Source organism: Leeuwenhoekiella palythoae, assembly GCF_020310025.1.
Classification (GTDB): domain Bacteria; phylum Bacteroidota; class Bacteroidia; order Flavobacteriales; family Flavobacteriaceae; genus Leeuwenhoekiella; species Leeuwenhoekiella palythoae.
Genome location: NZ_CP084318.1, coordinates 2,888,007 through 2,900,969 on the forward strand (window position 1 = coordinate 2,888,007; position 12,963 = coordinate 2,900,969).

Consider the following 12,963-nt stretch of genomic DNA (forward strand, 5'->3'; position numbering starts at 1 on the left):
GATCATTTAAAACATACGGGCAAGAGCTCTCCTGGTGCTAAGCGGTATTTATCAACGGTTGCTGCTGGCATCTTAGCGGTCAGGTCAATTTCTTTTACCTCAAAACCTATAGACCGTAATTTATCAAAATAATCGCGACCATAAATCCTAACGTGGTCATATTGACCAAATACTTTTGCGCGTTCTTTAGGGTCTGTTATAGAGTCATCAGCAAAGGTCTTGGCTCTACTCAGATCTTGCGGAATTTGTAAAATAGCCATTCCACCCGGCTTGAGTACTCTATATAATTCTTGCATCGCTTTAGTGTCATCAGGAATATGTTCTAAAACGTGATTACAAAAAATGATATCATAAGTATTTTCACTGAAGGGCAAATCACAAATATCAGCTTTGACATCCGCGAGAGGAGAATTCAAATCAGTAGTAGTATAATCAAGATTTTGCATCTGCTTAAAGCGCTTGTAAAAGGCTTGTTCTGGTGCGAAATGAAGTACTTTTTTCTTTGCTTTAAAAAAATCAGTTTCCTCTTTTAGGTATAACCACAGCAGGCGATGTCGCTCTAACGAAAGGGTAGAAGGGGAGAGTACATTCTCTCTTTGGTTTTCGTAACCGTACGGCAAAAACTTCTTAAAGGTTTTTCCGTCAATAGGATCTTGATAGGTGTCGCCTTGTAGGCTGAAGGCGAGAAAAGGTCTAGCGATATAACTGAGACGAATTAATAAAGGGCGCGGAATACTGTTTAAAACACGCTTAAAAAGACTTGAAATCATACTTGAAGATCTCCCCAGTTTTCTCCGGTTTTAATACGATGCAATTGCATTTCTGAAACACCAAATTGTTTCGCCAAAACTTTTAATCGGGTACGCCTGTTAGGGTCAAGTAATTTTTTCTTAAGTACTTTAGCTTCGGCGTAACTTAATTTAGTGTAGTGACGTTCCCCTGAAGTACGGCGTTTAATGTCTAACGGACTCGTTTTTTGATGCGCATAGCGCTCTTTGTGTGTGGCCCATTTTAGATTAGTAACTCTATTGTCTGTCTTGTCGTGATTGAGATGTAAAACGGCTTTTTCGTTTTCTCCGGCCTTTAAAAACGCTTTCGCCAGCAACTTGTGCAGATAGAAATTACGGCGTTTGCCATTAGCTAATTTGATGTTTACCGTAACATAGCCATTAATGTGTCCGCCTTTAATAATATTCCCATTTGGGTTCTTATTGTAGCTGCGCACTTGACCATAATTTGAAAGCCCTATTTTATAGCCTTCTTCCCAGTTATCTTCACGATAATCAATCCAAGTTTCTAACTGCATGGCACTTGGTATTTAAAAATTAATTGGTAATAGGTTGAGCTCTAAAGGCATCTTCTTCATCGCTGGTAATGCCTAAAGCGTCATAAATATACTTAAAAGTTGAAAGAAGCTCAGGTTTTCCGTCTACTAAAGCAACATCGTGCTCAAAATGAGCGCTAGGCTCGCCGTCGCGGGTAGTGATCGTCCAGCCATCGCGATGTTGTTTGATGCGGTGTGTTCCTCTATTTACCATAGGTTCAATAGCGACAACCATTCCTTCAATAAATTTTTTACCGCGGCCACGACGTCCGTAGTTAGGCATTTCAGGATCTTCGTGCATTTTAGCGCCCAGACCGTGACCTACTAATTCACGTACAATTCCATACCCTTGATCTTCACAATACTTCTGAATCGCATAACCTACATCTCCTACGCGATTGCCAAACTTAAATTGTTCAATCCCTTTATAAAGCGATTCTTTAGTGACCTTCAATAACTTTTTAGTCTCAGGAGCTACTTCACCTACTTCAAAAGTATAGGCGTGATCCCCGTAAAAACCATTTTTTAAAGCACCACAGTCTATTGAAATAATATCGCCGTTTTCAAGAGGTTTGTCATTAGGAATTCCGTGTACCACTTGCTCATTAGGGCTCATGCAAAGCGAATTAGGAAAATCGTAAAGTCCGAGAAATCCGGGAATAGCACCGTGGTCGCGAATGCAGGTTTCGGCGATCTTATCAAGCTCTAATGTGGTTACACCGGGTTTTACTTCTGCTGCTAAGGCACCAAGAGTTTTAGACACGATTAGCGCGCTTTCACGCATAAGTTCTATCTCTTCTCTTGTTTTTACGATAATCATAGTCTCCTTTTTTGAAGCTGCAAAGTTACAAAGTTTACTTGATAATCTAGATGTAATGCGCGAGGCTTATACAACTAAAATACTCCTTATATATTATCAGGATTATTAGCGATCGTTTTAAAGAGTTTAGCCTTTGCTTTATAAAGCTTGTACGTGAGTTCTATTTGCTTTAGCTGAGAATCAATAAGTTTCAATTCGCGCGAATTGATCAAGAAAATCGAACTTTCGCCTACCTGATATTTACGCTCTTCTGCGTTGAGCATCGTTGCGTAATTGGTAACCAGTTCTTCGGCCATTGCATTTTGCTCTTGCAAGGTGAATAACTCGGTATTCACAGCTTTTATTTTATTCTGAAGTTGCAAGCGCGAGTTGGTCAGATCCAGTTCGGTGTCTTGTAATTTTAATTTAGCAAGTTCAAGATCTCCACGTTCTTTCCGAAGAAATAAAGGCATTTTAAAATGCAGGCCGGCTTTATAATTTTGGGTATAAAAACTGTCAAGATTCTCGGGTTCTGATGAAATGAAATTATAATTCACATCAATCACCGGAAGCAATTTATTGGCTTTAAGTCGCTTTTCAATTTCTAAACCTTCCACTTTATACGCCAGAGAGCGCATTTTAGGATGCTCGTTGATCTGAAAATCTGCAAGGTCAAAACCGGTAATATCCAGTGTTTCATCAATAACAAATGCTAAGTCGTCTTGCGGAAAAACATCATCCTGTAGCTCCACAGGAATATTATTTCCTAACCAGAGGTAATTAGCCAATTCTAATTTTTTCTGAACGTACTCGAGTTCGACCTCTTTTAAACTCAGCGCTCTGCTTTGAACACTAATTTTAGCTTCAGTTGTATCAATTAACGGAATATCGCCCAGCAACGCACTTTGCTTAATCCCTCTAAAACGAACGATGGTATTTTCTAAAGAACGCTCGTAAAGCAACACTTTTTTATAGGCTTGTAACCAGTCAAAATAAGCTACAGCCGCATCGTGCAATATGGCGTTCACTGCCAGATCAAGATCAGCTCGCGCTTGCTGCTGATATACTTTAGCCTGTTTTAATGTGGCCATACGCTCGTTGATCCATAAGCCTTGTCCTAAAGAAGCAGAGATCCCCGCAGTATAGAGTCCGTTTTCAGGAACTGTTTTTTGCGGATTTAAATAATATCCTTCGTTTTCTTCAAATTGTGCCTTAAGATCAATTCCGTACCAGGTAGGGATTTTAAACGTGGCATTGAGTAGGTCATAATATTCAGTTTCCTTGAAAACTTTTTGATCAAAATCTACTTCAACTTTTGGGTCAAAACCGCCACGCGCTTTGAGTAGTTTAGCATCTCCGGTTTCTAAAATCAGGTTGGCTTGCTTCGCTACAGGATGGTTTTGTTTCACCAGACTTATATACTCTGGGAAACTTAAAACCTGCAATGAATCTACCTGAGCTTGAAGCCCGGAAACACAACATAGAAAGGCCAGTATGATTATAGCTTTTCTCATTTTTTAGCAGAATCTTTATTAGGTGTTGCTGTTGTTGGAGTATAGTAGTTAGGCGGGAAACCGTTGAGTTTTCGCCACAACTCATACCAGATGGGCACGTCTTCTAAAAGTGCTAATGTGTTTGCACCGGCACCTATGCGCAAAGCTTCGGGCCAAGGCTGCTCATCAGGATCGGGAGCTAGAAGCACGCGGTATTTTCCGTTAGGGCTTATAAAACGCTCTACGGCAACTACCTTGCCGCCAAAAGTTCCGAAGGAATTATACGGCCAACCGCTAAAAACTATAGAAGGCCATCCATCAAACTGAATACGCACTTTTTCACCATCATGAATCAACGGAAGGTCTATGGGTTTTACATAAGTTTCTACCGCAATATCATAATTAGTAGGCATAATACTCACCAACTGTTGCCCTTCTTTAAACGTCTCGCCAATACCGCCTATGATCGCTTTATTAATAAATCCATCTTGTGGTGCTCGCACGTAATACAAGTTATTACGGATCTCATAATTAGTACGGGTATTCTCTAATTTGCTCACCGCAGCTTCGGTGTCTAGCTGTGTAGAAAGCGCTGTCGCTTGATCACTTTGTGCTTTAGAAATCTTATCTGCATAGGTCGCTTCAAGACGGTTAAGCTCTATTTGTGCGTTTAACAATTCGTTGCGACTGGCCAATAATTTATTTTCTTGCGAAATGATCTTAGCCTGAGCTTCCTGCAATTTCAAGCGTTTTTCTTCAACATCGGTCACAGCTTTTAAGCCTTCTTGTTGTAAGGCCAGCGTTCGCTCATACTGACGCTCGGCAATCCTAAGATTGGTTTTGGTTGCCTCAAAATCAATACTGTCGCTTTTGATCTTTAGCTGCGCTTGAATACGTTTGTTATCTGCTTGTTTCAGCTTTAAAATACGTTCGCTGCGCAAAGCTTCGATCTGATTACCTAAGGCGTTTACCTTATTTTTATACGATTCTACCGAACTAGCTTTAGCACGCACCTGTTGGTCTGTACGTTCTACCAGATTAGGGTCAAAATATTCATTTTTCACTTCGGTAATAAAAAGGATCGTATCTCCTTTTTTAACCGACTCTCCCTCGCGTACATACCATTTTTCAACACGCCCGGGAATGGGAGATTGTATGGTTTGCGGTCGCTGCTCAGGGGTAAGTGTTGTTACATAGCCTATACCTGAAATGGTCTGCGTCCACGGCAGAAAAAGTACTACGATTAAGATCACCGTAAACACTTTGAGAAAGCGATTAAAGTAGGCATAATGCTTTTTCTCTAAGACCTTTTTTGAAGCCTTATAGCCGCTAATATCTACCTTTTCGTTTATTTTATCTTGAGATATATTAAGCATAGGAGTTTAATTTGAAGTTGAAAGTTTGCCGCCGTCTAGCCACAAAGTGCGTTCACAGCAGTTGCGCCAAGCTTCGTCTTTACTGGCAACAATGATTGCCCAGGAGTTAGACTTGTCAAATAAAAAGTTTACAATGCGCTCTTTTTCTTCCGCAGAAAATTTAGTCAGCGGTTCTTTTAAGATCAAAACTTTAGGCTTGCGCACAATACTGCGCGCCATCACAATCTTATCTGCAATGGTTTTTGAAAGTCGCTGCCCTTCTGGTTTTATAAGCGTATCTAAACCTTTAGGTTGATCTTTTACAAAGTCAGATAGCCCCATTTTTTCAATTGCCCAGTCTATATTTTCCTGCGGAACCGTTTGGTCTCCAAACGTAATGTTGTCTAAAATGGTGCCTTCAAACGGAGTTTCCTCAGGAAAGGATTGCCCTAACAAGGCTCTGTAATGATTGAGCTGAATCCCTTTAACCGATTTGTTATTGATAAAAAATTCACCCGAAGTAGGTTCTAGAATTCCAGCGATGATCTTAAGTAAGGTTGATTTTCCGGCGCCGTTGGGACCGTTAATCAGTACGTGTTCACCGGGATTGATTTCAAGGGAAACCTTGTCGAGAATGGTAACTTCATCAGCTTTATCTACGTAGCTTACGTTGCGCAATTCCAGATTAAGATTGTCTGCATTGTCAAAGGGTTTTGATAACTCCTGATCTTCAAGTTTTTTGTCAACTACCTGACCCACTTTTTCTAAAGCCGTAAGCAGATCGTAAAAATTCTCAAGTCCTAAAATGAGTTTTTCAACCGAATTGATGATCAATACAATTATAATCTCAGCAGCCACAAATTGACCGATATTCATAGTCTGATTCAGTACCAGAAAACCACCAATTAATAATAGACCGGCGGTCACAAGTACTTTAAAAGCGATCATTTGTATAAACTGAATACGCAAGATTTTAAAGTGACTCTCACGCGCATCTACATAATCACTCACCAAAGCATCATTTTTGTCCAGCGCAAGACTAGATCTGCCGGAAAGCTTGAAACTTACCAGTGCTCTTGCGATCTCTTGGATCCAGTGTGCGATCTTATATTTGTATTTTGATTCGGTAAGACTGGTTTGTAAACCGGTGTTTCCGGTGAATTTAAATACTAAATAAATCAAGAGAATCAGAAGAATTCCGTAGAAAATAAAAAACGGATGGTAAAACGAAAGCAATACCAATCCGAAAACAATTTGAACCAAAGCAGCCGGAAAATCCAGCACCAGTTTATACAAACTCTTCTGTATTGTGAGAATATCAAAAAAACGGTTTGCTAATTCCGGCGGATAATAATCTTTAAGTTCGCTCATCTTTATCTTCGGAAAGCGATAAGTAAATTCAAAAGACGCACGCGTAAAGATCTTTTGCTGCACATTCTCCAGAATTCGTATTTGCATCAGTTGCAACGCACCTACAAAGGCAACCCCCAAAGTCACTAATACAACGAGAATAATCCAGGAAGTAGTGATCTGCGCACCTTGAATAAGATTTACGATCGCTTGAATCCCTAAAGGAAGCGATAAACTTACGAGACCGGCAAAAATGGCATAATAGAGAATTTGTAAGAAATCTTTCTTCTCTAATTTGAGTAGCCTTACAAAACGTTGCCAGGGCGTTAATGTTTTAGAATCCATATAGTGTTTAGGAGTTTAAAAGGTTTGAAGTAAGGTGGATAAAGTATTGCGACGGTGAGGTCTTCTTTCCACAATCTGTTAAGGAGGTAAAATGATCCTTTAGAAAATGCTGATGTAATGAGCCCGCTAAGATGGTACTTGCCAGACTTGCGGGGTAAGGATAGCCTTCATTTACATCTGCGATCATTTCTTTCAACCGGGTTGAAAGTCGTTTGTAAATAACAAAATAACCTTCTTTATTTTCATCATCTACCTCTTTAGTAAGGTAAGATTTTGAATATTCATTGATAACAATCTTGTTAAGCGCTACCTCATTAATATGATTAAATGAATGATCTTCTTCAACCTCACGCGTTAGAATCTCGATGGCTTGTTCTAGCTTTTCTTTGGGGTCGTGAATGTTGGCAGTAGCAAAAGCGAGTTGGTATTCTTTCCATCCCCAATACCAATTAGTTAAATAAATCAAGAATTTATGCTTGTTCTCAAAATACCTGTAGATCGAACTTTCATTAGATTCAATACAATCGCCTAATTTTTTGAACGTAAAATTATCAAAGCCTAATTCGTTGATTAATAAAATACCGTGCTTAACAATACGTCTTCCTAATAGCGAAGATTCGGGGTCTTTTAAATAGACATTGTCGTTGATAATGATCTTCAAATTGCGAAGTAACTCATCCATAAAAACAAATTTTGATCGCTAAATTAATAGTAATACTATTAATTCTGAAAATTTTACAATTATTTTAGTCTATAACGTTATAGTGTTTGGGAATAGGCTTTTGATTTAGAGTTATTTATGGATGAACGACTAAGAGTATTGGCGAATTCGGAGAAACAATTCGATTAAAAAAAATAGTGTTTTAGGAGTTTACCTTTTAATTTCTTCAAGGAATACCGTTTGCGCTTTATGTATCTTTGCGCAATCAAAATTGAAAAATGGCACAGAATTTTAAATCCTTAGGACTGAATAAAAACCTGATCAAAGGCTTGAATGAGCTTGGCATTGTAAAGCCAACTCAAATTCAGGAAGAAGCGATTCCGTTGCTTTTAGAAGGAAATGCGCATTTAGTTGGGCAGGCTCAAACCGGTACCGGAAAAACTGCAGCTTATGGATTGCCAATTCTGGAGCGTATAAATGCGAATCAAAAAAGTATTCAGGCGCTGATTCTGTGTCCAACGCGTGAATTGAGTCAGCAGGTAGCAAAGCAGCTTTTTAAATTCACAAAGTATACCGAGAAGATTTTTACCGAAGCGGTTTACGGTGGGGAGAAGATAGATTTTCAGATTAAAAATTTGAGCAGACCTACACATATCGTTGTAGCTACCCCGGGACGTTTGATCGATTTGCTTAATCGAAAGGCAATTGACCTATCTCAGGTGCACACCGTTGTGCTTGACGAAGCCGATGAGATGTTGAGTATGGGCTTCAAGCAGCAGCTTGATGAAATTTTAAGCGCGTTGAGAAATGTTGAAAATAAATGGTTGTTTTCAGCGACTATGCCGCACGGAATCAAACAGATCGTTAATCAGCATATGGCTGAAGATGCGTACCGTATTCAGATAAGTCGCGATGTGGTGAATAAAAATATCGAGCATAAATTTTTGCAATGTGAAGAGGTTGATAAACTACCTATTCTTTTGGACTTCCTGAGAAGTAAAAAAGGAGAACGTGGAATTATTTTCTGTAAAACCAAAGCGGCAACTGCAAAACTGGCCAAACAACTAATCGCTAAAAATGTTGCTGCCGAAGCTCTTCAAGGAGATATGCTACAAAAGGAACGGGATAAAGTGATGCGTGCTTTTAAAAACGAAAGTTTGCGCCTACTTGTTGCAACAGATATTGCTGCCCGTGGGATTGATGTTCAGGACCTCACTTTTGTGATTCATTATCAAATGCCTGATCAAGAAGAATATTATACCCATAGAAGCGGCCGAACTGCAAGAGCCGGTAAGGAAGGCTTATCGCTGGCTTTAGTGACTTCTAAAGAGTTGCGCACTCTTCGTAATTATGAAAAATCTTTAGGAATTGGGTTTAGTGAGGTAAAAGCACGCTAGTAGCTTTCAATAACCTTTTTGATATCGGCACGCGTTAAAACACCGCTTTGTCGCCAAACTTGCTCTCCATTTTTAAAAAGCATTAGGGTAGGAACGCCACGTACTTGAAATTTCTGAGCTAAGGTTTGATTTTTGTCGACATCAACTTTTACGATCTTGACCTTTTCGCCCAGATCTTTTTTTACGTCTTCAAGTATAGGAGCTAGCGTTTGGCACGGTCCACACCATGTCGCAAAAAAATCTATCAGTACCGGAGTTTCTGAATCTGTAAGATTACCAAAGCTTGTTTTCATACTGCAAAACTAGGAGTATTCCTCTTAAATGTAAAAAGCTTTAACGACATCTTAATACAATGCTAAGAAGCGCTGATATAGGCGTTAAATGCCGTTAATCCTTTAGTGCGACTTTTAGGTGCTAAGTAACTTTAACCAAGATTACTTGAACCGCAAAAAAATACTAATGTTATGGAAACCAGTAAAGAAAATGTTTTAGTGGCAGGCGCAAACGGAACGACCGGAAAATTGATCGTAAGCTATCTCGATCAGTCGCAATATTATAACCCGGTGGCTATGGTGCGCAAACAAGAACAGCAAAAGCAATTTAAAATACAAGGAATAGACACTGTCTTAGGGGATTTAGAAAAAGATTTATCTAAAGCGGTAAAAGGTATTGACAAGGTAATTTTTGCTGCGGGTTCCGGCGGAAACACTGGTCCTGAAAAAACAATTGATGTAGATCAGGAGGGTGCCAAGCGACTTATAGATGCGAGCAAAGATGTTGAGGTTAAAAAGTTTATCATGCTAAGTTCGATTAACGCTGATAATCCTGAAAGTAGCGAGTCGCTGAGACACTATCTGGAGGCTAAACGTAAAGCAGATAATTATTTAAAGAATAGCGGACTTAACTATACGATTGTGCGCCCCGGAACTTTAAAAAATGAAGAAGGCACGCGTAAAATTGAAGCGGCACTTGATGTAGAGCACGGCGAGGTTACGCGAGACGATGTTGCTTATACGTTGGTTCACGTGTTAAATGATGATGTGGCACAAAATGCCGTTTTTGAAATGGTCGAGGGCGAGCAAAGAATTGAGGATGCAATCAAAGAATTTTAACCATTTTCTATATGAATAGATATACTTCAATCTGTTTTGTAGTCTTTGCGCTCACCTTATTTTCTTGCGTAGAAAGCACTTCTAAAAATCCTGAAGCCGAAAGTCAATCGAAGGAACAAATTTTTGAAAAGGGTACTCGTACCTCAAAAGAAAAGTTTGTGGGAGATGTTTATATGAACTTGTTAGTTCCTGAAGATTCAATATACACTACAAAATCGGGTAGCGTAACTTTTGAAGCGGGCTCACGTACCAACTGGCATTATCACCCTAGCGGACAACTTTTAATGGTTACAGAAGGAACAGGGTATCACCAGATTGAAGGTCAAGCCAAAGAAACCATAGTCAAAGGGGATGTGATTAAGGTGCCAAAAAATGTAAAGCATTGGCATGGGGCTTCAACCGATGAAGCTATGACCCACATTTTTGTAATTCCAAATACAGAGAAGGGAGCTTCCGTATGGTTTGAACCTGTAAGCGACGCAGAATTCGCTGAGTAGATTACAATTTGAAGTATAAAATCTAATCAGTTGATTTATCAGTAGAAAACCAAAAAACCCTGTGAAGTGTTGATTTCACAGGGTTTTTTAAATTCTAGTTGTACCCGGGATGGGACTTGAACCCACACGTACGAAGTACACACGGCCCTCAACCGTGCCTGTCTACCAATTTCAGCACCCGGGTCTATTTAATTCAAAATTACTATAAAATAAAACCAGACGGCAAAATCTGGTTTAAATTCTTGTGACTTGGCTGGGGCTCGAACCCAGGACCCTCTCCTTAAAAGGGAGATGCTCTACCAACTGAGCTACCAAGTCGATGGTGTACTAAAAAACAAAACCAGACGTTAAAATCTGGTTTATGTGGTTTGTGACTTGGCTGGGGCTCGAACCCAGGACCCTCTCCTTAAAAGGGAGATGCTCTACCAACTGAGCTACCAAGTCTTTCCTTAAATGCGGCTGCAAATATACATCCATTTTTTTAATCTACACAAGCCTTTTTGTGATAAATTTGAATAAAATTAAAGAAGCAGGTATAGGCTTCTGAAAATCAGTAATTTTTTAAAATGAAAATCTATTTAATAGGCTATATGGGTTCAGGAAAGTCTACCTTAGGGAAGATCTTGGCCCAAGAGCAGGAGATGAATTTTATCGACTTTGATCATTTTCTTGAAGAAAAAGAAGGAAAATCTATTGCAAAAATTTTTGAGGAGCGCGGTGAGATTTATTTTAGAAAAAAAGAATCAGAATATTTAAATGAATTGCTTCAGGGGTATGATAACACAATTATAAGCCTGGGAGGTGGTACACCTTGCTACGGAGACGCAATGGAGCGCATTAAAGCAGCCGAAGGAACTTCGGTTTATATAAATGTGGGCGTTGCGGAATTAACGCAGCGTTTGTGGTCTCAGCGCGATCATCGTCCTGTTTTAAAACATCAGGATACTATTGAAAAATTAGAAGAATTTATACGGAAACACTTATTTGAGCGCAGTTTCTACTACAATCAAGCAGCCGTAAAATTGATGGTCAAAGGGGAGCCTGTAGGCGAACTCGTCGCGCAATTGCAACAAAAACTATTCTAAGATCGCTGAGTCTTTGCCGGGTTTGAAGCGCACTTTAACGCGTTCATTAAGTGAAGTGCTCAAGGAGATACCTTTAAAATCTGCCTTAACCGGATATTTTTTATGATTACGATTGACTAAAACAGCGGTCTTAAATTGTTTTAGAGGTACATCTAAAAAGTGCTTTACACCGTAAATCAGCGTCGTTCCGGAGTTCAAGACATCATCTATAAGCACAAGAGATTTATCTTTGTATTCTGAAGCGTTAAGAGAGGTTTCAACCGTGCCTTGAGGAGCAGTTTTATTCATTGTAACCTTGCACAAAGTACATTGAAGCGCTGAAACTTCCTCGAGAATTGCTTTTAAACGCTCGGCAATAACATAACCGTTAAGTGCGATTCCGGCAAGAATAATCTCTTTTTCGTCTACGTTGCTTTCATAGATCTGATAAGCAATTCGGCGAATTTTATTCTTAATGTCTTCGTGATCTAAAATGGTTTGCACCTCGGTTTTCATCATTTAGCTGTTGTTGATTTTTCAAAGATAAAAAAGAGTTCGTTGCCTTGTCTTGGTTTTATAGAATTATAGCAGGCTTCTAAAGTTCTAAATTCAAAGTAAGGCGTAAATAAGTTTTGATATTCTGTTAGGCTTCCGCCAAATGGAGGTCCTTTTTCGGTCAATTCAAAGTTGAATAAGACTCCTGCGATTTTGCCTTTTTTGACTAATAGATCAAAGCAGTGCTGGGCATAGCTAGGTCTTAAATCAGGTTCTAAAGCACAAAAAAAGGTTTGTTCTAAAATAAGATCATACGTGCCGTTATGTTCAAAAAAATCACCTTCGATCAATTGATAGTTACACTTTTCTGGAAGGCGTGCTTTTAGATTTCGCAACGCGGAAACTGAAAAATCAACCACCGTGACATTTTCAAATCCTAAATGCGCTAGGTGCAGCACTTCGTGGCCATAACCGGCTCCGGGAACAAGAATTTTTAACTCTTTGTTACTGATCTGGTCAGTATATTCTTTTAAAGGTTGAGTCACTTGGCCGGCGTCCCAACCCGTTTGATCATTTTGATACCTGTGCTCCCAATAATTTTTATTTAAATCAGTCTTCAAAAAAGTCGTCGTTTTCGTAAAAGTCATCAAGATCACGTCGATCTTTTTTAGTGGGCCGCCCGGTTCCTTTTTTTCGATAATAATCCTGTGAATATTTTAAAAGATCTAGTTTTTCAAGGTTTTCAGCAGGAGTTTTATCAACGCAGTAGAGGCCAACCAACTTGGCTCCCACGCGACTAGGCGGATGGTCTAAGACCTCGATGACATAGTTAATTTGATTTTTTCTTACTTGAATGGTGTCTGATGGAAACACTTCTCGTGAAGGCTTCACTGCAACATCATTAATTTTTACCTGTCCTTTTTTACAGGCATTTGTAGCTATAGAACGTGTTTTAAAGTATCTCACACACCACAAATATTTGTCAACTCGCATAATCTATTGCTTTAAAGCTCGTTTTTAACAATACAAAAATAGCGTAAAATTGTATCTTGCGCGACCTAAAAGCAATAT

The 12,963-nt window shown here is 39.3% G+C and carries 15 protein-coding genes and 3 tRNA genes; 4 read left to right on the plus strand and 14 right to left on the minus strand.

The window, feature by feature from the left end; all coding sequences use genetic code 11:
* Positions 1–2 precede the first annotated feature (2 nt).
* From LDL79_RS12360 to LDL79_RS12390, 7 genes are all read right to left on the minus strand, one after another.
* Positions 3–767, minus strand: coding sequence for a class I SAM-dependent methyltransferase (locus LDL79_RS12360; RefSeq protein ID WP_225599973.1), 765 nt, complete (start codon positions 765–767; stop codon positions 3–5).
* Complete coding sequence (locus tag LDL79_RS12365; RefSeq protein ID WP_072984500.1) at positions 767–1,306, minus strand: HNH endonuclease; 540 nt, start codon at positions 1,304–1,306, stop codon at positions 767–769. Before LDL79_RS12365 ends, LDL79_RS12360 begins: the two co-directional genes overlap by 1 nt.
* 19 nt (positions 1,307–1,325) lie before the next feature.
* On the minus strand, positions 1,326–2,144 hold the full coding sequence (gene map, locus LDL79_RS12370) for a type I methionyl aminopeptidase (protein WP_225597899.1): 819 nt from the start codon (positions 2,142–2,144) through the stop codon (positions 1,326–1,328).
* Between the two features lie 86 nt (positions 2,145–2,230).
* Positions 2,231–3,637 carry a TolC family protein gene (locus LDL79_RS12375; RefSeq protein WP_225597900.1) on the minus strand — a complete coding sequence of 469 codons (1,407 nt, stop codon included), beginning with the start codon at positions 3,635–3,637 and terminating at the stop codon, positions 2,231–2,233.
* Positions 3,634–4,992 (minus strand): HlyD family secretion protein, encoded by a 1,359-nt coding sequence (locus tag LDL79_RS12380; RefSeq protein WP_072984506.1) that lies wholly within the window; start codon positions 4,990–4,992, stop codon positions 3,634–3,636. Before LDL79_RS12380 ends, LDL79_RS12375 begins: the two co-directional genes overlap by 4 nt.
* A gap of 6 nt (positions 4,993–4,998) precedes the next feature.
* Entirely contained in the window at positions 4,999–6,666 is a 1,668-nt protein-coding gene (locus LDL79_RS12385; RefSeq protein ID WP_225597901.1) for a peptidase domain-containing ABC transporter, read from the minus strand.
* 7 nt (positions 6,667–6,673) lie between these two features.
* Positions 6,674–7,348, minus strand: coding sequence for a TetR/AcrR family transcriptional regulator (locus LDL79_RS12390; protein ID WP_072984510.1), 675 nt, complete (start codon positions 7,346–7,348; stop codon positions 6,674–6,676).
* A gap of 257 nt (positions 7,349–7,605) precedes the next feature.
* Here LDL79_RS12390 and LDL79_RS12395 point away from each other — a divergent pair, with 257 nt between their 5' ends.
* Positions 7,606–8,724, plus strand: coding sequence for a DEAD/DEAH box helicase (locus tag LDL79_RS12395; RefSeq protein ID WP_225597902.1), 1,119 nt, complete (start codon positions 7,606–7,608; stop codon positions 8,722–8,724).
* Here LDL79_RS12395 and trxA read toward each other — a convergent pair.
* A complete protein-coding gene (gene trxA / locus LDL79_RS12400) occupies positions 8,721–9,017 on the minus strand; it encodes a thioredoxin (protein WP_072984514.1) in 297 nt (98 codons plus the stop codon). The two genes, LDL79_RS12395 and trxA, sit on opposite strands and share 4 nt — an antisense overlap.
* A 171-nt stretch (positions 9,018–9,188) precedes the next feature.
* Between trxA and LDL79_RS12405 the strand changes: the two genes are divergently transcribed.
* Both LDL79_RS12405 and LDL79_RS12410 read left to right on the plus strand, forming a co-directional pair.
* Positions 9,189–9,836: an SDR family oxidoreductase gene (locus LDL79_RS12405; protein ID WP_167596409.1), complete on the plus strand. Its 648-nt coding sequence runs from the start codon at positions 9,189–9,191 to the stop codon at positions 9,834–9,836.
* An 11-nt stretch (positions 9,837–9,847) separates the two neighbouring features.
* On the plus strand, positions 9,848–10,333 hold the full coding sequence (locus LDL79_RS12410; RefSeq protein WP_225597903.1) for a cupin domain-containing protein: 486 nt from the start codon (positions 9,848–9,850) through the stop codon (positions 10,331–10,333).
* A 101-nt stretch (positions 10,334–10,434) separates the two neighbouring features.
* On the opposite strand, the gene LDL79_RS12415 is transcribed toward LDL79_RS12410, so the two are convergent.
* The 3 genes from LDL79_RS12415 to LDL79_RS12425 all read right to left on the minus strand — a co-directional run bounded on the left by LDL79_RS12415 (position 10,435) and on the right by LDL79_RS12425 (position 10,777).
* Positions 10,435–10,517 (minus strand) — tRNA-Leu (locus LDL79_RS12415).
* 61 nt (positions 10,518–10,578) lie between these two features.
* Positions 10,579–10,651, minus strand: a tRNA-Lys gene (locus tag LDL79_RS12420).
* A gap of 53 nt (positions 10,652–10,704) precedes the next feature.
* Positions 10,705–10,777 (minus strand) — tRNA-Lys (locus tag LDL79_RS12425).
* Positions 10,778–10,899: 122 nt separating this feature from the next.
* On the opposite strand from LDL79_RS12425, the gene LDL79_RS12430 reads away from it, so the two are divergent.
* Entirely contained in the window at positions 10,900–11,418 is a 519-nt protein-coding gene (locus tag LDL79_RS12430; protein WP_225597904.1) for a shikimate kinase, read from the plus strand.
* On the opposite strand, the gene LDL79_RS12435 is transcribed toward LDL79_RS12430, so the two are convergent.
* Genes LDL79_RS12435 through LDL79_RS12445 form a run of 3 tightly spaced genes read right to left on the minus strand, consistent with a single transcriptional unit; the run spans position 11,410 to position 12,885 of the window.
* Positions 11,410–11,913 (minus strand): phosphoribosyltransferase family protein, encoded by a 504-nt coding sequence (locus LDL79_RS12435; protein ID WP_167598821.1) that lies wholly within the window; start codon positions 11,911–11,913, stop codon positions 11,410–11,412. The two genes, LDL79_RS12430 and LDL79_RS12435, sit on opposite strands and share 9 nt — an antisense overlap.
* On the minus strand, positions 11,913–12,512 hold the full coding sequence (locus tag LDL79_RS12440; protein WP_225597905.1) for a methyltransferase domain-containing protein: 600 nt from the start codon (positions 12,510–12,512) through the stop codon (positions 11,913–11,915). Before LDL79_RS12440 ends, LDL79_RS12435 begins: the two co-directional genes overlap by 1 nt.
* Positions 12,502–12,885 (minus strand): RNA-binding S4 domain-containing protein, encoded by a 384-nt coding sequence (locus tag LDL79_RS12445; protein ID WP_072984522.1) that lies wholly within the window; start codon positions 12,883–12,885, stop codon positions 12,502–12,504. The genes LDL79_RS12440 and LDL79_RS12445 overlap by 11 nt, the downstream gene beginning before the upstream one ends.
* Positions 12,886–12,963: the final 78 nt, after the last annotated feature.